The organism is Paraburkholderia sp. PGU19 (genome assembly GCF_013426915.1).
Taxonomy (GTDB): Bacteria; Pseudomonadota; Gammaproteobacteria; order Burkholderiales; family Burkholderiaceae; genus Paraburkholderia.
The window spans coordinates 660286-682531 of the sequence record NZ_AP023180.1 but is presented as its reverse complement, the minus strand read 5'-3'; the positions used below and the strand labels follow the sequence as shown (position 1 = coordinate 682531).

The window sequence follows — 22246 nt, the reverse complement described above, 5'->3', positions numbered from 1 at the left end:
TGGACCGTACCGGCTTCAGGACTCGTCCCGCGTGGGCACGACCTGGACCGTCAGCGTGCGGCTTTTCCAGAACATGTTATGAACGCGAGGCTGCAGACTCTGCAACACATGCGCGCCGACGTCATTGAACTCAAGCACGACTGCGGGACGTTCGCCCGTTCCCTCTACGCGCCGGATCGAATCGAACGGCGGAAACCCGTAGTGACACAGGAAGGTCTTGATTTCCTCGTCGGTCGTGTTGTCTTCGATATTGGCAACCCAAAGCTCAGCCATAACGACGTTCTCCTCATTGAAAGTCAGCCCATCGAACAAAGCACACAAGGTTGAAAAAGCCGGCGACAGCTTCTGCGGGTCCTTCACAAGCAGTTGGGTGTATGCAAACAGTCTATGACTTTCCACGCGCGTTGTCGGGTTTCCGCAAGCCGCTCAACGATACGAATTGCACAACGCTGAACGTGACTACCGCAAAAACCGAAACGGCGCCTCTCAAGGCGATGATGCCGGCTTCGCGCTTTCCGGCGTTTGCGGTTTGTCAGGCGCTTCCGCCCGTTCGTCCTCCTTCTTCGCCTCGCGCGCCTTTTGCTCCGCCTTGCGTTGCGCGTCCTGCATCGGCTTCAAGGCGGACGGTTGCGCGACGGCCTGTTGCAACGGCGCCAGAGAAACAGAAACGCATGCGGCTGCGGCCAATGAAACCAGATAGCCCTTCATCATTTGATTCCTCCGCTACGCTAAAGACCGCTAAAGATCTCGACACCCTTTCGATCTTAAAGCGCGCGCATGGCGGCGTCGATCTGCAATCCACCCGGCGGCAGCTCGAAGCGGCGAAAGCGAACCAGCGCGAAGGCGCGCATCTGCGGCGTGACGCCGGGAACACGGACGAAGTGAAACTCGATATCGTTGCCCCCTTTCGTCGCGCCTTCCTGAACCACGTTCATCATATCGATGCGGATATGCCGGTTTTTGATGTAGACGTAATCCGCCGGCTTGCCGAACACCTCGCAAATGCCTTCGAGTTCGTGTTCGATGACATCGGTCGGCACTCTGAGCGCGGCAAGGCTCTCGGCGTTCTGCGCGATCTGCGTCTGCACATGCGCGAGTTCGCTCGCCTCGACAGCGTCGCCGCCGCCCGCGACGGAAGCCAGCCCCGTGCCGCCGCGATGCAGCAGCGCAACGCGCTCCTGCATCAGCTCGCGCCCGCGCGAGAGCCGCGCGGCGCGCGTGGCCGCGAGCATCGACAGTCCTTCGAGCGCCAGCTGATCGATCAGTCTGCGCCCGATTTCTTCGCGAAGCGATGTTTCCGTGCTCCCGCAGACCCTTACGCGGTGGTCGCTGAAACTCAGTGTGGTTTGCGCGACGTCGTGATGCAGCGTGTCGCCGTCCATCGCGACGCCCAGCACGTGCCGCTCGGTCAACGCCATGCCGAGCGTGCCATGCACATCGACGGCGCCGGGATTCGACTCGAAGAAAGCACGCACCTCTTGCGAGCGGCCGAAGGTATCGGCGATATCGTCGGGGGTCGCGAAGAATGCGCGCAGGCTCGGATTGCCGGCCCACGCGTCGGCGCTCGCATCGAGCGTGGCGGGCAGCGACGCCATCAGTTCGTCCGCATAGTCGAGCGTGACGGCAATCGGTTCTTTGAGCCGATGCCGATAGCGGCTCGCGACGGCGATGCGCGGATGAATCGCGAGAATGCGCCCGATCGCCTCGTCGATGCGCGCGGCTGCCATCGGCGGCACGGATGAGCGATCACGATGAAACAGCCGGCTCAGTAAGCCCATTGCCGCAATCTCCGGGAAATGACGCACAGGTCAACGCATCGTTGATCGCAAAGAAGCATACCGCATGAAAAATCCGCTGCGTGAACGCCTTGAGCCTGACGCGGCGAACGGACGCGGGGAGCCGCGCCGTAACGCGACCGCTGTCCGCAATCTGCCTGAAAACATCGAGGCGCGTGAACGCACGGCACCCGTTCCTCCACCGCGACCCTGCTCTCCTCTGACCATTGTCAACTGCCGCAGATCGAACCTGCATACGGGTTTGCGATAGGCGGATTCAATTTGCATCACGCACACCGCCGACCTGCAATCAGATGCACGGCAATGCCACTCGCCGACATCAATTCTTCACATTCGACAACGCGCGGCTGGTGGGTTTGGGTTTGCGCTGGCATCCGCGATTTGCCTTCATGCTTCACGCGTCGCCCCTGTGCGGGGCAGCACCTACTTTTCTTTGCCGCCGCAAAGAAAAGTAGGCAAAAGAAAGCGGCTCACACCGCCAGCGCTAGTTCTTGCCTGAGGGCCCCCAACCGGTCTTACGCTTCACACGGCGACACTTCTGTTCGCGTGCGTTGCCAACGCTTCGAACCGATGCCTCACCCGCTTCACATACCCGCACAAGGGCTGGCGGCAGCGAATGGTTTGTGCCGCCCAGGTGGCAAACTGTGTGTAGGTTGTCCTACCGCACAGGTTAGTGCTCTTACCAAAAACACCAGCCTTGCTTCACAGTCCGGAGTGATGCGCGTAGGGCGCGAAAGCCTACACACAGTTTGCCACCTGGGCGGCAGTGGACTATCTGGCACGGTGTGCCGCAACGCGGGTGCGTGAAGCGGGTGATGCGCACCGCAAGAGCGTTGGCAACGAACATGGGTCACGTGATTGCCGTGTGAAGCGTAAGACCGGTTGGGGGCCCTCAGGCAGAAACTAGACCTGGCGGTGTGAGCCGCTTTCTTTTGCCTACTTTTCTTTGCGGGGGCAAAGAAAAGTAGGTGCCGCCCCGCACAGGGGCAACGGGTGAAGCACGCTAACAAATCGCGGATGCCAGCGCAAACCCAAACACACCGAACGGCGACGCGTGAAGCACGAAAGCAAAGCGCGGATGCCAGCACCGAGGCAAGCACATAACAGCACCGCCCGCGCCGCGAAGGGGCAAACCAAACCACCCACCCCGCATCCGCGGCGCCGACACAACGACCAAACTGGTCGAGCAAGTTCAACCTGATCGCGCTTCAGGAAAACATCGAGGTGTCGTACGCCTACTGGCTCAATCAAAAGCTAGCCGCGCTGTCGTCGACTCCCGGCGTCCACACGCCCGTCGCCGCGGTCGCACGCACGTAATCGCCGAACTCGCGCGGACGCCGCCCTAGCGCGCGAAGCACGCCGTCCTGCACGGAAGCATTCCGCCCGTCGAGCACTTCCGTGAACAGGTAGCGGATCAGGCCGATCACGTCGGGCGGCAGTTGCGCAGCTTCGAGCGCGGCGACGTACTCGGACATCGTCACACGCGTGAAGCGGACCGGCCGTCCGGTGGCGCTGGCGATCTGTGCGACGGCATCGGCGAAAGTCCACAGGCGCGAGCCCGTCAACTCGTAGAGCTGGCCCGCGTGGCCGTCGTCGGTGAGCGCGGCGACGGCTACGTCGGCGATATCGTCGGCATCCACGAACGGTTCGCCGATATCGCCAACCGGCAACGCGAGTTCACCCGCGAGAATCGGCTCCAGAAAATGCGCCTCGCTGAAGTTCTGCGCGAACCAGCTTGCGCGCAGCAACGTCCACTCGACGCCGGACTCACGCACGATCGCTTCGCAGCGTTGCGCTTCCGTCTCGCCGCGCCCCGACAGCAGCACGAGGCGGCCCACGCCGCTTTGCACGGCGAGACGGGTGAACGCCTGGATATCGTCGGCGGCGCCGTCGACTGCCAGGTCCGGGAAGTAGCTGATATAGACGGCCTTCACGCCTTTCAGCGACGGCCCCCAGGTCGCGCGATCCGCCCAGTCGAAAGGCGGCGTGCCCGAGCGCGAGCCGTACCGTACGTCGGCGCCGAGCGCCGTGAGCCTTTCCGCCACGCGGCGGCCTGTCTTGCCCGTGCTGCCTAGCACGAGAATCGCGTCTGCTTTCATGGATCACCTCCGTCTGAAGGCCGCAGCGTGCGGCGACCGTGAATCCAGAATAGCGACGTCACTTTGGACGGACAATGTCTCAATGTCTGCATTTCTTGATCATTCGTCCAGATACTTGGACGAACATCGCCTGCCGCCTACACTGCCTGCATGAACGAACTGCCCGAATCCGGTGATCCGCTCGGCGAAGCGCTGCACTTTCTGCGCATGAGCGGCACCTTCTATTGCCGCTCGGAGTTCACCGCGCCCTGGGCGCTCGAACTGCCGCCGTTCGAGCGCTCGATGATGTTCCATGTGGTGACGTCGGGCGAATGTCTGCTTGAGGTGGACGGCGCCGAGCGTTGCGTGCTGCGCCCCGGCGATCTCGCGCTCGTGCCGCATGGCGCGGGGCATCGGCTGATGAGTGCAGCGGGCGTCCCCGCCGGCAAGCTGTTCGATCTGCCACGCGAAGCCGTCAGCAACCGCTACGAAATTCTTCGTCATGGTGAAGGCGGCGCGCCGACCACGATGATCTGCGCGCTCGTGCGCTTCGATCACCCGGCCGCGCAACGGCTGATCGGCCTGCTGCCGGCGCTGATTCGCGTCGACACATGGCAGTCGCCTGAGATGGAATGGATACAGAGCACGTTGCGTTTCATCGCAGCCGAAGCGCAACAATTGAACGCGGGCGGCGAAACGGTCATCACGCGGCTCGCCGATATCCTCGTGATTCAGGCCGTGCGCGCGTGGATCGCGCATGCGCCCGCCGCGCAGACGGGCTGGCTCGGCGCGTTGCGCGACCGGCAGATCGGCCGCGCGATCGCGATGATTCATGGCGATCCGTCGAGCAACTGGACGGTGGCGGCACTGGCCGACAGCGTCGGCATGTCGCGCTCGGCGTTTTCCGCGCGCTTCACGCAACTGGTCGGCGAACCCGCGATGCGCTATGCCGTGCGCTGGAAAATGCAGGCAGCGCTCACACAGTTGCAGGAAACGGACGCGTCGCTGCTGGAGCTTGCGCTGCGCCTCGGCTACGACTCCGATGCCGCGTTCAGCCGCGCGTTCAAGCGCATCGTCGGCGTGACGCCCGGCGCGGCGCGACGCCATGCGCGCGTGCAGAACGACGGGGCGACCTTGCCGTCAGCCACCTGACACGCTCACGATTGTTTCAACGTCGTCGGAGTCATCTTCGCCAGATCGATCGTGTTCGTGCCGTGTGTCGGCGCGGTCTTGTCGGTGGACTTCGTTACGTTGGCGCCGAGCCCCGTGCCGTCCGATTTGCGCCGCGCCGCATGCCGCTCGATGATGCGTTGAAGCAGGCAGAACGCGCACAGCAGCGCGCCGATCACGATGCGCGTCCACCATGAACTGAGCGTGCCGTCGAAGGTAATCAGCGTCTGGATCGTGCCCAGAATGCCGACGCCGAACACCGAGCCGATCACGTAACCGACGCCGCCCGTCAACAGCGTTCCGCCGATCACGGTCGCGGCAATCGCGTCGAGTTCCATGCCCTGCGCCTGCAAGCCGTAACCCGACAGCACGTACAGCGTGAACACGAAGCCGCCGAGCGCCGAGCAAAAGCCGCTCAACGCATACACGCCGATGCGCGTGCGCGCGACGGGCAGGCCCATCAGCAGCGTCGAGCGTTCGTTGCCGCCGAGCGCGTACACGTTGCGTCCAAAGCGCGTGAAGTGCGCGACGAAGATCGCCACGGCCAGCGTCAGCAGCGCGATCAGCGCGCCCGACGTCAGCGAGCCACCGCCGATGGGCACGCTGAAGCCCGCCATCGCGTGAAAGGTCGACTCGTTGATCGTGATCGACTGCGTGGTGATCAGAAAGCACGCGCCGCGCGCGAGGAACATGCCCGCCAGCGTGACGATGAACGGCTGCAGACGGAAGAAGTGGATCAGCGCGCCCATCGCCGCGCCATACAGCGCGCCGAACGCGAGCACCAGCGGCGCAATGACCCACACGGGCCAGTGCAGGCGCTCCGCGCAGATCGCGCAGAGAATGGTCGTCAGCGCGACGACAGAGCCGACGGACAGATCGATGCCGCCCGACACGATCACGAAGGTCATGCCGATCGCGACGATCAGCAGAAACGCGTTGTCGACGAGCAGCCCGAGCAGCACCTGCAACGAGAAAAAACCCGTGTACATCACCGAGCCGAAGCCGAACAGCACGGCAAACAGCACGACGGTGACGACGATAGGCAGCGTGCGCGGATCGAGCAGACGGCCGGGCATGTTGTTCATTGGGGCGTTCCCGTAAGCGGTTTCGTCTTCACGAATGCGAATGCGCGCAGCAACTGTCGAACGAGCATCGCGCGCGCGACGCTCGACTGGATCACGCTGACGAACAGCACGACGATAGCCTTCACGACGAGCGTCGCTTCGGGCGGCACGCCAATCGAGTACGTGGTGTACGTGAGCGTCTGGATGATGAGCGCGCCGAGCACCGTGCCCGCGAGACTGAACCGCCCGCCGAGCAGCGACGTACCGCCGAGCGTCACGGCCAGAATCGCGTCGAGTTCGAGCAGCAGGCCCGCGTTGTTGCCGTCCGCGCTGCGCACGTTCGAACTGGCGAGAATGCCGGCGATCGCCGCCGTCAAGCCCGAGAACACGTACACGCTGAACACGATCGCGCCCGAGCGCAGGCCGACCAACCGCGTCGCGACGGGATTGACGCCGATCGCGCGGATAAAGAGGCCGAGCGCCGTGCGATTGACGAGCAGCGCCGTCGCGGCCGTCACGCCGAGCGCGATCCATACCGAGCAAGGCACGGTCGCCAGATAGCCGCCGCCGAACACCAGATAACCCGGCGCGCCGATCGGGATGATCTGCCCACCCGTCAGCAATTGCGCGACGCCGCGCCCCGCTACCATCAGGATTAGCGTGGCGATGATCGGCTGCATGCCGACGAACGCGACCAGCATGCCGTTCCAGATGCCCGCCAGCAAGCCCACGGCGAGCGCCGCGCCGAGCGCGGTGCCGACCCGCGTCGGATCGTCGGCGAGCACGACGGCGGCCGCCGCGCCCGCAATCGCGACAATCGCGCCGACGGAAATGTCGATGCCGCGCGTCGCGATCACCAGCGTCATGCCGAGCGAGACGATCACGAGCGGCGCGGCGCGATTGAGAATGTCGATGGGCGCACCGAACAGATGGCCGTCGAGCAGCGCAATCGATAGGAAATTCGCGCGGTGCGCGACGTCGATCGCGAACAGCGCGATCAGCGTCAACGCGGGCCACACCAGCTGATGCCTGAGCATCGCCTGAATCTGCTTCATTCGCTCCCCCTGCGATCAGCCGGTAGACCTGATCTTCCGATACCGCGCTGCCCGTCACGTCGGCGATCTTGCGCCGGTCGCGCAACACCGCGATGCGATGGCTCACGCGTACCACCTCGCCCACTTCGGACGAAATGAACAGGATCGCGAGACCTCTTGCGCACAGCGCGAGCACGCGGTCCATGATTTCGAACTTCGCGGCGACGTCGATGCCGCGTGTGGGTTCGTCGAGAATCAGCATCTTCGGTTCGGTGGCGAGCCAGCGCGCGAGCACGACCTTTTGCTGATTGCCGCCCGATAGCAGGCCGATAGGCTGCTCGGCGTCGTGCGCCTTGATGCCGAGGCGTTCGATATACGTGTCGGCGATCTCGCGCTGCTTCTTGCGGCTAATCATGCGCAGCCAGCCACGCCGTGCCTGTAGCGCGAGGATGATGTTCTCGCGGATCGACAGCGCGGCGACGATGCCCTCCTTCTTGCGGTCTTCCGGGCAATAGCCGATGCCGTGCCGCACTGCATCGTGCGGCGAGCTGAGCTTCACGTTTTTGCCGTCGACGTTGATCGTGCCCGCGTCCGCCTTGTCGACGCCGAACACCAACCGCGCGGTTTCAGTGCGGCCCGACCCGAGCAATCCCGCGAGACCGAGTATTTGCCCAGGCTGCACGTCGAGATCGATGGGATTCATCACGCCACGCCGCGCGACACCCTGCATCGACAGAAACGGCGCCGCACCCGTGCGCTGCTGCTGCGTATCGGGCGCGCCGCCTTTGAGGCGCTCCGTCATCCGGTTATGGCCGACCATCTTCGCGACGAGCTGTTCGACGGGCAGATCTTTCGCGAGATATTCGCCCTCGCGTTCGCCGTTGCGCATCACGGTAATGCGGTCGGAAATCGCGTACGTCTGTTCGAGAAAGTGCGTGACGAACAGGATCGCGATGCCCGCCTGCCGGATGTTGCGTAGTACGTCGAAGAGCCGCGCGACTTCGCCGTCATCGAGACTCGAAGTCGGTTCGTCGAGAATCAGCACGCGCGCCTTGACCGACATCGCGCGCGCAATCGCAACCATCTGCTGCACGGCGATCGGATACGCATCGAGCGACTTGGTGACATCGAGCGATACGTTCAGTTCGGCAAGCGCCTCCTCGGCGCGCAGGTGGATCGCTTTCCAGTCGATCGCGCCGCGCCGCTTCGGTTGCCGCCCCGCGAAGATGTTCTCCGCCACGGAGAGATTCGGGCAGAGATTGATTTCCTGATACAGCGTCTGGATGCCCGCGGCTTCGGCTTCGAGCGGCGTCGCGAAACGCACGGTTTCGCCCGCGAGGCGGATTTCACCCGCGTCCTGCTCGTGCACGCCCGTAAGCACATTGATGAGCGTGGATTTGCCCGCGCCGTTCTGGCCCATCAACGAATGGATTTCGCCGGGGAAAAGCCGAAAGTCGACGCCCGACAACGCCTTCACGCCGGGAAACGTCTTGCTGATGCCGATGGTTTCGAATAGCGGTTGTGCGGCCATATGAGTGACACAAGCAGCGTGAGGCGGTGACGTTTCATGAAAATCCGGCGCGCCTGGATGCAAAGCGCGCCGGACGTATGCAGCGACTCAGCCGCTCAATACTTGCGCTGCGGCAGAATCTGCGCGGCGACGTTCATCGGGAACACGGTCTCGTTGGTCACGATGCGCTTGGGCAACGGCTTGCCAGCGACCACGTCCTTCACGGCCGTCATCAGTTGCGGTCCGAGCAGCGGGCTGCATTCGACGTCGACATTGATCTTGCCCGCGATCATCGCTTCGAAGCCGCCCTTGGTCGCGTCGAACGACACCACGCTTACGTCCTTGCCGGGCTTGATGCCTGCTTCTTCCATGGCCTGGATCGCGCCGAGCGCCATGTCGTCGTTATGCGCGTAGACCACGTTGATCTGCTTGCCGTAGGTCTTGGCGAACGCTTCCATCACCTGCTTGCCGCCCGCGAGCGTGAAGTCGCCGCTTTGCGACGCGATGATCTTGAACTTCGGATCGTTCTTGATCACTTCGATCAGGCCCGCGTGCCGGTCGTTCGCGGGCGCGGAGCCGACCGTGCCTTGCAGTTCGGCGATGTTGATCGGGCCGGCATCGTTCTTGTAACGCTCTTCGAGCCATTTACCCGCGCGGCGGCCTTCTTCGAGGAAGTCCGATCCGATCATCGTCACGTACAGCGACGTGTCTTTCACGTCGATCGAACGGTCGGTGAGAATCACGGGAATCTTGGCGTTCTTCGCTTCCGTTAGTACGGGTTCCCAGCCGGACTCGACTACGGGCGAGAACGCGATCACGTCCACTTTCTGCGCGATGAACGAGCGGATCGCCTTGATCTGGTTCTCCTGCTTTTGCTGCGCATCGGAAAACTTCAGGTTGATGCCGGCGTCCTTGGCGGACGATTTCACGGACACGGTATTCGCAGTGCGCCAGGCGCTTTCGGCGCCGACCTGCGAAAAGCCCAAGGTGATCTGCTTGTCCCCGGCGAAGCTGTTGACGCTCGCTGCAACGGTGAGCGCCGCTCCAACAAGCATGCCGGCGATCAGACGCGTGGCGACTTTCATGTGTTGTCTCCGATGTGGTTGTTTTCCAGACGCTGCTTTTTCGTGTGCGCGACGACAGCCATGACGCGACGACGAACGCTTAGCGCCAACTCTTGCTGCAAACCTGCAACTGACAGTCAATCTGGAAATCACAGTCCGGACGGCTTCCGGCACGGATGCGCGCTCGTGGCGAACATCCTGCGCGCCGCGCATGCCCCGGAGCATCGGCGGGGTCGCATTTCGCGCGTCTGACTTTTACTTATAGCCAAACTATATGTTTGACGCCGCGCGCTTTCGATTAGCGTTTTCCCGACCATCGTGCCGATAAATGCAAGGCTGCCGGCGACGGAATCATCGCGCCGATCCCATGCTGTCCCACGTTTTAGGCAGATATGAAAAAACGGACCGGGGTGTCGCGAGCCGCTTGCTTACGCGGTGCGATGATGGGTATCGATCGGATCGCTTTCTATTATAGTAATACTATAAAGCGTCCATCGACGTCTGAATCGCGGCGCAGCCGCTCGGGCATCGTGTCGTCAGTCCTAGCCCGCGCGGCGCGCGTTCAGGATGCAGGCAGGTCAATCGAAGTCGAACATATCGAACAGTGACTTCTTCTTGCGGCGCGGATCGTAGTGCTTGCGCTGATCGCCGTGGTAAGAATCGTTGCGCCGTCCCCACTGCTGGTCATGGTGACCGTCGCGCTCGACCTGATTGCTTCTGCCTTCCGGTTCGGGCGTGTCCTGCATCTGGTTTGCCACCAGCTTGTCCAGCTCGCCGCGATCGAGCCATACGCCACGGCACGTCGGGCAATAGTCGATCTCGATGTTCTGACGCTCGGTCATCAGCAGATCGGGGGTCTTGCAAACGGGGCACTTCATTGCGTTGCTCCTTTCGTAACGTTCAACCTTTGTGTGCTGCCGTTCGGGGCGGCGTTCAACCGCCCCGATACTTCTGTCAGTCCGCTTCGGTCCGCGTCGTTCAGTTCGAGAAAGCCGAACCTTTCGTCTGCGTCCCTGTTTCGGAGCTGGCTGCACGCTCCGCTTCTGCGACTGCCGCCTTGTGTTCACGCTTGTCCTTCCTGCGGCGCGCCAGCATGTTCATGCCTTCGACGAAGCCTGCGAACGCCATGGCCGTGTAGATGTAGCCCTTCGGCACGTGCGAACCAAAACCTTCTGCAATCAGCGTCATCGCGATCACCAGCAGGAAGCTCAGCGCAAGCGTGACGATGGTCGGATTACGCTCGATGAACTTCGACAGCGGGCGTGCCGCGAACAGCATCGCCGTGACAGCAGCGATTACGGCGATGAACATGATGGGCAGGTGATCCGTCATGCCGACCGCGGTGATGATGCTGTCGATGGAAAACACCAGGTCGAGCAGCAGGATCTGGCCGATGGCAGCCGTCACCGTCACGCCGGCGACGCCCATCGCAGGATTGCTGTGTGCCTCGGCGTCGCGGCTCACGTGATGGTGCATTTCACGCGTGGCCTTCCACACCAGGAACAGACCGCCCGCGAGCAGGATCAGGTCGCGCCACGAAAACGCGTGATCGAACACGGAAAACACCGGCTCGGTGAGACGCGCGATCCACGCGACGGTACCCAGCAGGCCAAGCCGCATCACCAGCGCCAGCATGATGCCGATACGCTGCGTGCGCGCGCGTTGCGCTTCGGGGAGCTTGTTGCTCAGAATCGAAATGAAGATCAGGTTGTCGATGCCAAGCACGATCTCCATCACGACGAGCGTCACGAGTGCAGCCCATGCAGCGGGATCGGCGGCCAGGGTCAGTAAGGATTCCATTTGCGAGCGTCGTTGTCCGGTTGGGAAGAAAACGGCTGATTACTGGGTCACAGCCTGTGGAACGCATGATCGCCTGGCCCCGCAATCGAAAAAACCAGTGATAAGCTGATGATTGGTTCGGTTTTTCCGAAGTGAGGCCACGCATGCTCAATTACCGGCATTTGCACTATTTCTGGGTCGTCGTGAAGGAAGGCGGGTTCGCGCGTGCCGCCGAACGGCTCGACATGGCGGTGCAAACCATCAGCGCGCAGGTGCGCGAGCTGGAAAAATCGCTCGGACATCAACTGTTGAAGCCCGCAGGGCGCGGCGTCGCGATGACGGAAGCGGGACAGGCGGCCTACGCGCGCGCAGAAGAAATCTTTCAGATCGGGCGCGCGTTGCACGACGAAGTGCGCGAAGCGGCGAGCGGGACGGTCGCGCGCTTTGCGGTCGGCTTGACGGATGGGATTTCGAAGCTGGCCGTCCATGCCATTCTTGCGGGCGTGCTGGACACGCCTTCGCTGCGGCTGCTCAGCCACGAAGGCGAAGCGGAGGATCTGCTGGCGGAACTGGCGCATCACCATCTGGATCTCGTGCTGTCCAGCCAGCCCGCGCCGCACAACTCGAACCTCCGTCTATCCAGCGAGCGCCTGATCGCTTCGCCGATCGACTGGTACGGGCCGGCCGCCGTGGTGCGAAAAACGCATGTCGATCATTTTCCGCAATGTCTCGCGTCGCTGCCAGTGCTGCTGCCGACGGGGCACTCGTCGCTGCGTTCGCGCCTCGACCGCTGGTTCGAAGCGCAAGGCATCCGGCCACGCATCGCGGGCGAGTTCGAGGACAGCGCGTTGATGGCGCTGTTCGCGTCGCGCGGCATGGGCGTGTTTCCGCTCGCGGCCTTCGGCGCCGAGCGCAACGATCCCATGCATCGCGGCTTGCGCTGGCTCGGCCGCTCGCCGGAAGTGAAGGAGGAAATACACGCAATCGTGTCGCGGCGCGGGCGGCATCATCCTTTGACGCAAAAGGTGTTGAGCGCGGCGCGTGCGTGAGCGCGTTCGTGATTACGAAAACGAAGGTTCGGTTTTTCCGAAACTGTCGTTCCGTTATTTCTGCTTTTTCCGCGACGCCTCTTCACCGTACTCTTGAGCCGTACCCACGAAGGAGGTGTCTCATGCAAGTCCTGTTCAAGTCCCGCGACCTTGAAGCCGTCCGTCTGCGCAGCTTCGCGCGCCAACGCATCCGGTTCGTGTTTCGCCGCATGGACTGGCTGATTTCGAAGGCGACCGTCAGCATGTCCGACATCAACGGCCCGCGCGGCGGACTCGACAAGCGTTGCCAGGTGCAGGTGCAGACGCCCGATGCGACGCCCGTCGTCGTGACGTCGATCGCAAGAGACTGGCGCGGCGCGCTCGATCTCGCGCTGGCCCGCGCGGCGCGTTCGATCATCCGCAGGCAGCAGGCGCGCATCGCGACGCGGCGCATCAGTCGGCGCGAACCCGCGTGGGTCGCCGCACAACCTGATGCCGTGTAAGCCATGCGGTATGTAGCTGTATGTGGCGGCTATAGCGGACGACGCCGTCCGCTATGCCTTCATTGACCGGTCGAGCAATTCGAGGCCGTCGATTGCGCCTCGCGCAAGCCCAATCCCGTGATGCGGCGCGATGCCGAAATCGCGCGGATTGATACGGATCACGCGCGGTCCGTTTTGCTCGCTGAAGTCACGCACGGTGGGTATCGCCTTGCCCGCACCGATTTCGATCACGACGGGACGCTCGACCTTCGACAACCACGCCTGTAGCCGCGCCTCCTGCTGCTCGGTGCGCAATGCGATCCAGTCGTAGTCGCCGAACATCAGAATGTTGGGCCGCGCCACCGCGCCGCACTTCGGACAGCGCGGCAGGTCGCTCACGAGTTCGCAAGCTGATACGTCGACCACGGGCTGCACGTCGGCGGCCGGCCACAGCCCGTCGTGGCAGACTTCCGAGCATTGCAGTACGTGAATGGAACCGTGACACTCGGCAATGGCCGCAGCATCGAAACCCGCCGCCTGAAATTGACCGTCGACATTGCTGGTGAACACGGCAAGTCCGCGCGGCAGCGCTTCTGCCCAACGAAGCAGAATATCGAAACCACGATGCGGCACCGTGCGCCGATACAGATCGAGCCGGTGTCCATAGAAGCCCCAGCAAAGCCGCGGATGCAGCGCCATCACGCGCGGATTGGCCATGTCCTGAAAGGTCAGCCGATGCCGCTTCAACGCGGGATACGCGCGCCAGAAACCCTCTGCGCCGCGATAATCGGGCAGCCCTGAATCGACGCCCATTCCCGCCCCGGCCGTCACCAGCATGCCATCGGCCTCGCGCAGCCACGACACGGCGCGCCTGATTCGTTCGTTCTCGTCCATCGCACCACTCTAGCAATTCGCCCGACGATCGTCTTGTGAGCGATGCGGCACTATCAGACAGTAGCGTCGCGATGGCGCGTTCATGCACCCACGTGTTAGCCGTTCCCTTCCGTTTTGCCGGCCGCCGTGTCGCGCAAGCTCGCCGACGACATCCGCGACGACTTCAACATCGTGCGTGCCGCGACGCTCACGCGCTGTCCCAGTCGCTCGGGCCGAACTGAACGGCGCGCGCGTCTGGCAGGCGCGTTGCAGAGGTTGCGTGTTGCCTCTATTCTTTCGGCACGCACACTTTCATGACCTGCTATTCGCGCCGAACGCCCCCGCTCAAGGAGACCCCTCGATGTCCGCATCCGCCGCTGTATTCGCCATTCTCGTCGCGTTGCTGCTGGGCGCGATGATTCCCGGCCCGAGTTTCGTTCTCGTCGCGCGAAATTCGATCAGCCTGTCTCGCGGCGATGGATTGTCGACCGCGCTGGGCATGGGCATCGGCGGGATTTTCTTTGGCGGCCTTGCGCTCGCCGGTCTCTATACGCTGCTGGTCGCCGTCGAATGGCTGTATATCGGATTGAAAGTGGCGGGCGGTTTGTATCTGATCTACATCGCGTCGAAAATCTGGCGCGGCGCAGCCCGCCCGATTGCGATGGACAACGCCGGCGCAGCGCACGGCCGTAGCGCGAAGAAGTCGTTCTGGATTGGATTGACGACGCAGCTCAGCAATCCGAAGACGGCGATCTGGTACGGCAGTATCTTTGCCGCGCTGTTGCCTCAGCATCCGCCCGTCTGGTGCTATGTGGTGCTGCCGCCGCTGGTGTTCGCGGTGGAGTTCGGCTGGTACACGGTCGTCGCGCTGTGCTTTTCGAGCCGGGGCCCGCGCGAGATTTATCTGCGCGCGAAAACGTGGATTGACCGGATCGCCGCAGGCGCCATCGCGGCGCTTGGACTGCGGCTGATCTTCGCGGCCCGGAAAGCCGGTATCTGACTGGCGACAACGTCACCAACGCCGCTACGCTCGATGACGCGGCGAACCGCTGATGAACAAAGGGGAGTTCAGATCGAACTCCCCTTTTTCATGCGAAATGCTTAGCGGCGATACGCTTCAGCGAGAACCGCGCAGTGCTGCAGGTGCAGATCGACGGCGCGGATAGCGAGTTCGCGCAGACGCGAAAGCCAGCTCGTGGACGGGACAGCGGCGGTCGTAGCTTGTTGCATGGCGGACTCCTTTTGCGGGTAACACCCTAGGTAATAACCCTAGTATATCCCTGCGAATGTCGCGCTGCAACAAAATCAAAAGCTTTTCTGAGACGTTGCGTTGCGGTCGCCAACTCCCTTTCGTACGAGTCAGTTGATTAGCTCACTAATCAATCTCGTCAGATTATCTACAACACAAATCATCAGATTACCGACATATCTGACTTTGCAGCAATCAAATGCATGACATCCGCATTTCATTTTCGCGTCGTCGACATGTCGCTCGCGAAAATAGCTTATGCCGATTTTCACAATGATTGACGGTTTATCGTCCGTGCCTGCCAGGCCGCGTCACTGTTGCGTGCAGACCAACGGTGTATTGGAGAAATTAATGTGATCCTGAAAAAACTTTTGCTCTAAGATTCGCGGTGCTCCAACAACGCCCAATGCTTAAGAGGAAGTTCATGGACATCAAATCGATCCGGCAATCCGCATTTGCGATGCCCGTTCACAATCCCGCCTACCCTCGCCCGCCGTTCCGCTTTCTCAATCGTGAGTACTTCATCATTTCGTACGAAACCGATATGGATGCGCTGCGCGCCGTGGTGCCGGAACCGCTGAAGCCTGAAAACGCGCTGGTCCATTACGAGTTCATTCGCATGCCTGATTCGTCGGGCTTCGGCGACTACACGGAAAGCGGCCAGGTGATTTCGGTGCGCGACATGGAAGGTCGTCTTGCGAACTACACGCACTCGATGTACCTCGACGACGAAGGCCCGATTGCCGGCGGCCGCGAAATCTGGGGCTTCCCGAAGAAGCTCGCGCGCCCCAAATTGGGCGTCGACGGTAACGACACGCTGCTCGGCACGCTCGATTACGGCACGCAACGCATCGCGACGGGCACGATGGGCTACAAGCATCGCATGATCGATATCGAAGCCGAGCGCGCCAAGCTCGCCGACACGCCCAACTATCTGCTGAAGGTGATTCCGCATGTCGACGGCACGGCGCGCATCTGCGAACTCGTGCGCTTCTATCTGCGCGACGTCACGGTGCTCGGCGCATGGAGCGGTCCGGCCGCGCTCGAACTGCATCCGCATGCGCTCGCGCCGATTGCCGATCTGCCCGTGAAGCGCGTGGTCGGCGCCCGGCATGTGATCGCCAATCTCACGCTCGATATCGGCGAAGTCGCATTCGACTATCTCGCGCCTGCGCAAGCTCAAACGCAGACCGCAAAGAAGTCGAATGACGACGCGCTCGAACTCGCGGTTTAACGCTCTCCACATTTTTCAAGGGAACACACAATGTCACTGCAAAACAAAGTCGCGCTCGTGACGGGTGCAGCAAGCGGTATCGGCGAACAATGCGCTCGCAAGCTCGCCAGCCTCGGCGCCGCCGTCGTGATTGCGGATCTGAATCTGGAGAATGCGCAAAAGGTCGCGTCGAGCATCGTCGAAGGCGGCGGCAAGGCGATCGCCGTATCGATGGACGTGACGAATGAAGAAGCCGTCAACGCGGGTATCGAGCGCGCGGTGAAGGAACTCGGCAGCATCGATGTGCTCGTGTCGAACGCGGGCATTCAGATCGTTGCGCCGATCGAGGAATACGCATTCTCTGACTGGAAGAAGATGCTCGCCATTCATCTGGACGGCGCGTTCCTCACGACCAAAGCCGCCATCAAGCACATGTACGACAGCAAGCGCGGCGGTTCGATCGTCTATATGGGCTCGGTGCACTCGCATGAAGCCTCGAAGCTGAAGTCGGCTTATGTCACCGCGAAGCACGGTCTGCTCGGCCTCGCGCGCGTCGTCGCGAAGGAAGGCGGTCCGCGCGGCGTGCGTGCCAACGTGGTGTGCCCGGGCTTCGTGCGCACGCCGCTCGTCGACAAGCAGATTCCCGAGCAGGCCAAGGCGCTCGGCATCAGCGAAGAGGAAGTCGTGAAGAACGTGATGCTGAAGGAAACGGTCGACGGCGAATTCACGACGGTTGAAGACGTCGCCAATACTGTCGCCTTCCTCGCGGGCTTCGAATCGTCGGCACTGACGGGGCAATCGGTGATCGTCAGCCACGGCTGGTCGATGAAATAAGGAGAACGTATGCGCAGCAACACAAAGAACATCATCCCGCAGCCGGAACCGTTTGTGTTGCCGCGCTACGACGAAATCGCGCTCGTGCTGCAAGGCGGCGGTGCGCTCGGCTCCTATCAGGCGGGTGTCATCGAAGGACTCGCCGAGGCGAAGGTCGAGCCGAACTGGATCGCAGGCGTGTCGATCGGCGCGCTCAATACGGCGATCATCGCGGGCAATGCGCCGGAAAATCGCGTGGAAGCCTTGCGCGGTTTCTGGAATGCGATCTGTCATCCGCTCGACTGGGTGGGCAGCGTGAGCGCGTGGACGCTGCCTGGCCTGGGCTTGCATGACCTGTCGCGCAAGTGGGCCAGCATGTGGGCAGCAGGCCGTGCGCTGACGGAAGGCCAACCCGGCTTTTTCGCGCCGCGCTTTCCGTTGCCGATGGCGGGCCTCGGCAAGCTGGACCCGAGCCGCGTCAGCTATTACGACACGGCGGCGCTGCGCGCAACGTTGCTGCAATACGCGGATTTCGACCGCATCAACGATGGCGCCATTCGCGTGTCCGTGGGCGCGGTGAATGTGAGCACGGGTAATCTCACGTACTTCGACAACCGCAAGATGCGCCTTGAGCCGGAGCATTTCATGGCGTCGGGTGCATTGCCGCCGGGCTTCCCGGCTGTCGAGATCGACGGCGAATACTATTGGGACGGCGGTCTCGTTTCGAATACGCCGCTCACAGAAGTGCTGCGCGATTCGGATCACAAGGACACGCTGGTCTTTCAGGTCGACTTGTGGAGCGCGCGCGGCAATGCGCCGGGCGACTTCCCCGACATTTCCGAGCGAGCCAAGGACATCCAGTATTCGAGCCGCACGCGCGCGATCACCAACATGCTCGCCGAGCGGCAAAAGCACGCGCGCTTCATCAAGGAACTGCTCGAACATGTACCGACGTCGGTGGTGAAGGCCGACCCGCTGTTCTGTCTCGCCCAGCAGGCAGCGGACGGCAGCGCGATCAACGTCGTGCATCTGATCTACAAGAACAAGCCGTACGAAGGCCACTACAAGGACTACGAGTTCAGCGTGGACACCATGCTCGAGCACTGGCAAAGCGGCCTAGACGATATCCGCGACTCGTTCTCGCATCGCGAGTGGTTCGACGTGCCGAGCCGCGAACTGGGTTTCGTCACGCACGACGTGCACCGCCCCGCTGGGTCCGTGCCCGAGTCCGACAAGCAGCCTGTCGAAGCCGAACTCGGCAAGCGACGCAAGGCAGCAGCTTGAGCGCTGCGCCCCGGCGCGTGTCATGATTTGCGGCTCTGCGACACCTATCGCAGAGCCGCAATGCCATCGAGCCGTGCAAACGCCGCGCAGAATTTACATGCCACCAGGGAATCCTAGCGCGGTCGCTTTGGCACGCAAGTCGGCAAAGCGTCCGCCGGGCGCGTTGGCTACGGCGGGCTGAGATGCCGAGGTCGACGGCACCTGCTGGCTGTGATCGACGCCGCCAAGCCCTGGAATGATTCCCGCTATCGAGCACGCGACGCCGAACGTGCCTTGTGTCACCGCAATCGCGGGCGCGTCGGTTCGCGCGGCGTCGGTGAAGTCGAGCGCGTACGCCATGTTGAAGGTGCTCGCATCGCTCGCACGCACGCCTAGCGGATCGAGACCGAAGCGCCACGCAATCAGTTGATGAATCGAGCTGGGATCGAACGGATAGCGCGACACCATGTTCGCGCGCACGCGCGGCCCGAACAGCATGCACGGCACGCGGAATCCGAGCCGGCCATCGTTGCCGACACCCTGCTCCGCCGTTGATACGGGCTTCATGGGCGGCACCGCGTGCTCCATGAAGCCACCCCATTCGTCATACACGAGAATCATCAGCGTCGTGCTCCAGTTCGGACTGGTGCGCAGCGCGTCGTAGATCTGGCCGAGCAGAACCTGACCGTTGCGCACGTCGGCGTGCGGGTGATCGTCGTTCGACGTGCCTTGCGCCTCGCCCGCGAAACTCGGATCGACCATGCTGAACGACGGCAGATTGCCCGTGGCCGCATCCGCGAGAAATTCCGCGAACAGCTTCGAGCGGCCGACATAGCGTGTGCCATACAGCGCGGTGAACGGGACGTCGTGGTAGTAATACGTCGATGAGACGCTCTTTGCGTCGAGCCGGTCCCAGATGGTCGGCAGCGACGACGTATCGACGCTGTCATCGAGTCGGTCGGTCTCGCCGCTATGCAGATAGAGGCGGTTCGGAAACGTGGCCGACAGAATACCGCTCATGTAGTAGTCGCAAACCGTGTACTGCGTGACGGCGCCGCGGTAGAAGTCGAGATCAGCCGCACCAAAATAGCCGATGGGCAGCAGGTCGCCGCGCAACAGGCTCGTGCCCGGCGTGAGCAGAAAGCCGTTCATCGCGCCGTTGGCAAGATGGGTGCGCCCTGCGCTGTACATATGATTCGGATCGGAGAAACTGCACGCCTGGAACCCGTACGCGGCATTCGACGTCAGCGCGAACGACGATTGCGTTTGACCGAATGCGTCGGTGAACTGGCGGGCCTGCTGATGCTCCGCGTTCGGCACCCAGCCCAATAAATGGTCGAACGAACGGTTCTCCATCGTGACGAGCACGATGTGATCGATGCCCGACGTGGCGGGCGCCGGCAGCGCAGGCCGTGGAAGGCTCGCGCGATCGGGCGGAATGCCATTGGTCGAACCCGTGCTGCCCGACGATCCGCCGCCACCTCCCCCGCCACAAGCCGACAACGCGACACTGCCCGCGAGCGCCGCCAGGATCTTGCGGCGCGTGGGATCGGGCGAATTCGAAGTATGTGAATCGCTGCTCATGGCCTCACCTCCGGTGTTGTGAATATTGTTCGGGTCGCCGTTGCCTGATCGCGCGGCGAGATCAGCCTCTGTCAGCACTTCACGTACCCGCGCGTAACGGAATGCTTGCGCTGCGGCGCAGCGCGCATTGCATACCGGGGTAAGCGCTTATCGTCCATCCCTGGGCGCTGTCACGCGACGACCCGATGCGATGCGCGGCCAGCTTGCGAACCATCCTCGACCGGGGTGCCTGTCGGCCTATCTATATACAGGTTTTAGACTGTATTTTTAATTTACAGTTTTTAGACTGTATCTTGTCAATACAGGCTTTGATCTGTATTCTGTCTCGACCGGCCGGCGCGTGCGGCGCCTGCGCCGTGTCGAAGTTCCACCCGCATCAACCCGTCTCTCGAGGCCAGCCGTGGACTATTCCGTCAAGACGCTCAGCCAGTTGCGCCCCGTTCTGCGCGGCTTTCGCAAAGCCGCAGGACTCACGCAGGCCATGCTCGCCGAGCGGCTCGGCATCACGCAGCAAAGCTATGCGCAGTTCGAGGCAGACCCTGCCGCCGCGGGGGTCGAGCGGCTCTTCAAGGTCTTGCGGCTGCTGAACGCCGGAATCACGCTCAGTCAGGACGCGCCGTCGCCCGCAAACGCGGCGCCCGTCGCCAAGATGGCGTCGTCGAGCCATGTGACCGCACCGCGCCGAACCGCGCCGAAAACAGCGCCGAAAACAGCGCCGCGCAAGCCCGCAGCGAAGCCCGCAACCGGGCGCACCGCGCCCGCTGTCAAAGCAGGAAAACGCGCACCGTCAGGCGTGGCCGCGCAAGGCGCCCGAACAACACCACGCAAGCCCGCTGCCAGGCCGGATACGCGTGCTGCGGCAGGAGCCCCGCGCACGGCAAGCGCGTCGAAGAAACGGGAGCAGTGGTAAGCATGGGGCGCCGTTCACAGACTCAACGCCTCGACCTGTGGATGAACGGGCTCGCCGTCGGCTACTGGGAGAAGTCCAGCGGCGGGGAGCGTCTCGTCTACTTCGACGACTGGATCGCCGATGAACAGGGCCGACCGCTGTCGCTGTCCCTGCCGTTCACGCCAGGCAATCAGCCGTATCGCGGCGCTGTCGTGTCGGCGTTCTTCGACAACCTGCTGCCCGACAGCGAACCCATCCGGCGCAGAATGGCGCAGCGCTACAGGACGGGCAGCACGGCGCCGTTCGATCTGCTCGCCGCGCTCGGTCGCGATTGCGTCGGCGCGATCCAGATGCTGCCGCCGGATGAGACGCCCACCGACCTCTACCGCATCGGCGGCGACACGCTGACGGGCGACGACATCGCGCGGCTGCTGCGCGACACGACCGCGGCGGCGCCGCTCGGCCAGCGCGACGAGGCAGCCGACTTGCGCCTCTCCATCGCCGGCGCGCAGGAAAAGACGGCTCTGCTATGGCACAAAGGCCGCTGGGTGCTGCCCAAGGGCAGCACGCCGACCACGCATATCCTGAAGCTGCCGTTGGGATTGGTCGGCAATATGCAGGCCGACATGCGCACGTCGGTAGAGAACGAATGGCTGTGCTCGAAGATCGTCGCCGCCTACGGCCTGCCTATCGCCGCGTGCGAGATCGCGCGGTTCGGCGATCAGAAAGCGCTCGCCGTTGAGCGCTTCGACCGCAGGTTGTCGAGCGACGCGACGTGGATCGTGCGTCTGCCGCAGGAGGACATGTGTCAGGCGACGGGCACGCCGCCCATTGCCAAGTATCAGGCCGACGGCGGACCGGGCATCGACGCCGTGATGCACATCCTCGCCGGTTCGGACGATGCCGCGGAAGACGGCGCGCGCTTCTTCACGACGCAGCTGATCTTCTGGCTGCTCGCTGCCACCGACGGCCACGCGAAGAACTTCAGCATCGCGCACCTGCCGGGCAACCGTTATCGTGCGACGCCGCTCTACGACGTGCTATCCGCGCATCCCATCATCGGGCGCGGCGCGAACCGCATTCCGATGCAGAAGGCGAAGCTGGCGATGGCCGTGCGCGGCACGAGCAATCATTATCTGATTGGTCAGATACTACGTCGGCACTGGATCGCGCAAGCTCAGCAGGTCGGCTTGCCGCCAGGCGCCGTCGACGAAATGATCACCTCCGTCACGCACGCCACGCAGCACGTGATCGATACGGTCGCCGGGCAACTTCCGGAGGGTTTTCCGGAAGATCTGGCGTCGGCGATCTTCGAGGGCATGTTGAAGCAGAGCAAAAAGCTCGCGGCCGCCTGATC

Annotated in this window: 21 protein-coding genes and 1 pseudogene; 9 read left to right on the top strand and 13 right to left on the bottom strand. The window is 62.9% G+C overall.

Annotated features, from left to right (window positions below):
• Nucleotides 1-15 precede the first annotated feature (15 nt).
• From H1204_RS20665 to H1204_RS20650, 4 genes are all read right to left on the bottom strand, one after another.
• Entirely contained in the window at nt 16-273 is a 258-nt protein-coding gene (locus H1204_RS20665; RefSeq protein ID WP_042309390.1) for an RNA-binding protein, read from the bottom strand.
• Nucleotides 274-486: 213 nt separating this feature from the next.
• Complete coding sequence (locus tag H1204_RS20660; RefSeq protein WP_180732506.1) at nt 487-711, bottom strand: hypothetical protein; 225 nt, start codon at nt 709-711, stop codon at nt 487-489.
• A 53-nt stretch (nt 712-764) separates the two neighbouring features.
• Complete coding sequence (locus H1204_RS20655) at nt 765-1778, bottom strand: hypothetical protein (protein ID WP_180732505.1); 1014 nt, start codon at nt 1776-1778, stop codon at nt 765-767.
• 1265 nt (nt 1779-3043) lie between these two features.
• Nucleotides 3044-3895 (bottom strand): NAD(P)H-binding protein, encoded by an 852-nt coding sequence (locus H1204_RS20650; protein WP_180732504.1) that lies wholly within the window; start codon nt 3893-3895, stop codon nt 3044-3046.
• Between the two features lie 150 nt (nt 3896-4045).
• On the opposite strand from H1204_RS20650, the gene H1204_RS20645 reads away from it, so the two are divergent.
• Entirely contained in the window at nt 4046-5026 is a 981-nt protein-coding gene (locus tag H1204_RS20645) for an AraC family transcriptional regulator (protein ID WP_180732503.1), read from the top strand.
• Between the two features lie 5 nt (nt 5027-5031).
• Here H1204_RS20645 and yjfF read toward each other — a convergent pair whose 3' ends face one another.
• From yjfF to H1204_RS20615, 6 genes and pseudogenes are all read right to left on the bottom strand, one after another.
• Nucleotides 5032-6129: a galactofuranose ABC transporter, permease protein YjfF gene (gene yjfF, locus H1204_RS20640; protein ID WP_180733245.1), complete on the bottom strand. Its 1098-nt coding sequence runs from the start codon at nt 6127-6129 to the stop codon at nt 5032-5034.
• Nucleotides 6126-7163, bottom strand: a complete 1038-nt coding sequence (locus H1204_RS20635) for an ABC transporter permease (protein ID WP_180733244.1) — start codon at nt 7161-7163, stop codon at nt 6126-6128. Before H1204_RS20635 ends, yjfF begins: the two co-directional genes overlap by 4 nt.
• Nucleotides 7162-8673, bottom strand: a pseudogene (locus tag H1204_RS20630) (sugar ABC transporter ATP-binding protein); the annotation flags it as partial. The pseudogene H1204_RS20630 and the gene H1204_RS20635, both read right to left, overlap by 2 nt.
• A 95-nt stretch (nt 8674-8768) precedes the next feature.
• Nucleotides 8769-9707, bottom strand: coding sequence for an ABC transporter substrate-binding protein (locus H1204_RS20625; protein WP_243468775.1), 939 nt, complete (start codon nt 9705-9707; stop codon nt 8769-8771).
• A 587-nt stretch (nt 9708-10294) separates the two neighbouring features.
• Entirely contained in the window at nt 10295-10594 is a 300-nt protein-coding gene (locus tag H1204_RS20620) for a zf-TFIIB domain-containing protein (protein ID WP_180732501.1), read from the bottom strand.
• 100 nt (nt 10595-10694) lie between these two features.
• A complete protein-coding gene (locus H1204_RS20615) occupies nt 10695-11516 on the bottom strand; it encodes a TerC family protein (protein WP_180732500.1) in 822 nt (273 codons plus the stop codon).
• 143 nt (nt 11517-11659) lie between these two features.
• Between H1204_RS20615 and H1204_RS20610 the strand changes: the two genes are divergently transcribed.
• Entirely contained in the window at nt 11660-12544 is an 885-nt protein-coding gene (locus H1204_RS20610; protein WP_180732499.1) for a LysR family transcriptional regulator, read from the top strand.
• A 122-nt stretch (nt 12545-12666) separates the two neighbouring features.
• A complete protein-coding gene (locus H1204_RS20605; protein ID WP_180732498.1) occupies nt 12667-13026 on the top strand; it encodes an HPF/RaiA family ribosome-associated protein in 360 nt (119 codons plus the stop codon).
• A gap of 51 nt (nt 13027-13077) precedes the next feature.
• Here the strand turns inward: H1204_RS20605 and H1204_RS20600 are convergent, their stop codons facing one another.
• Entirely contained in the window at nt 13078-13899 is an 822-nt protein-coding gene (locus tag H1204_RS20600; protein ID WP_180732497.1) for a Sir2 family NAD-dependent protein deacetylase, read from the bottom strand.
• 340 nt (nt 13900-14239) lie between these two features.
• On the opposite strand from H1204_RS20600, the gene H1204_RS20595 reads away from it, so the two are divergent.
• On the top strand, nt 14240-14878 hold the full coding sequence (locus H1204_RS20595) for a LysE family transporter (RefSeq protein ID WP_180732496.1): 639 nt from the start codon (nt 14240-14242) through the stop codon (nt 14876-14878).
• A 101-nt stretch (nt 14879-14979) separates the two neighbouring features.
• Here the strand turns inward: H1204_RS20595 and H1204_RS52665 are convergent, their stop codons facing one another.
• Nucleotides 14980-15108, bottom strand: coding sequence for a hypothetical protein (locus tag H1204_RS52665; RefSeq protein ID WP_007749609.1), 129 nt, complete (start codon nt 15106-15108; stop codon nt 14980-14982).
• Nucleotides 15109-15551: 443 nt separating this feature from the next.
• Between H1204_RS52665 and H1204_RS20590 the strand changes: the two genes are divergently transcribed.
• Genes H1204_RS20590 through H1204_RS20580 form a run of 3 tightly spaced genes read left to right on the top strand, consistent with a single transcriptional unit; the run spans nt 15552 to nt 18437 of the window.
• Nucleotides 15552-16361, top strand: a complete 810-nt coding sequence (locus tag H1204_RS20590) for an acetoacetate decarboxylase (RefSeq protein ID WP_180732495.1) — start codon at nt 15552-15554, stop codon at nt 16359-16361.
• Nucleotides 16362-16391: 30 nt separating this feature from the next.
• Nucleotides 16392-17174 carry a 3-hydroxybutyrate dehydrogenase gene (locus H1204_RS20585; RefSeq protein WP_007589814.1) on the top strand — a complete coding sequence of 261 codons (783 nt, stop codon included), beginning with the start codon at nt 16392-16394 and terminating at the stop codon, nt 17172-17174.
• A gap of 9 nt (nt 17175-17183) precedes the next feature.
• Nucleotides 17184-18437: a patatin-like phospholipase family protein gene (locus tag H1204_RS20580; RefSeq protein ID WP_180732494.1), complete on the top strand. Its 1254-nt coding sequence runs from the start codon at nt 17184-17186 to the stop codon at nt 18435-18437.
• A gap of 93 nt (nt 18438-18530) precedes the next feature.
• Here the strand turns inward: H1204_RS20580 and H1204_RS20575 are convergent, their stop codons facing one another.
• Nucleotides 18531-20000, bottom strand: a complete 1470-nt coding sequence (locus H1204_RS20575; protein WP_180732493.1) for an alkaline phosphatase family protein — start codon at nt 19998-20000, stop codon at nt 18531-18533.
• A 400-nt stretch (nt 20001-20400) separates the two neighbouring features.
• Between H1204_RS20575 and H1204_RS20570 the strand changes: the two genes are divergently transcribed.
• On the top strand, nt 20401-20910 hold the full coding sequence (locus H1204_RS20570; protein WP_180732492.1) for a helix-turn-helix transcriptional regulator: 510 nt from the start codon (nt 20401-20403) through the stop codon (nt 20908-20910).
• A 2-nt stretch (nt 20911-20912) separates the two neighbouring features.
• Nucleotides 20913-22244, top strand: coding sequence for a type II toxin-antitoxin system HipA family toxin (locus H1204_RS20565; protein WP_180732491.1), 1332 nt, complete (start codon nt 20913-20915; stop codon nt 22242-22244).
• Nucleotides 22245-22246: the final 2 nt, after the last annotated feature.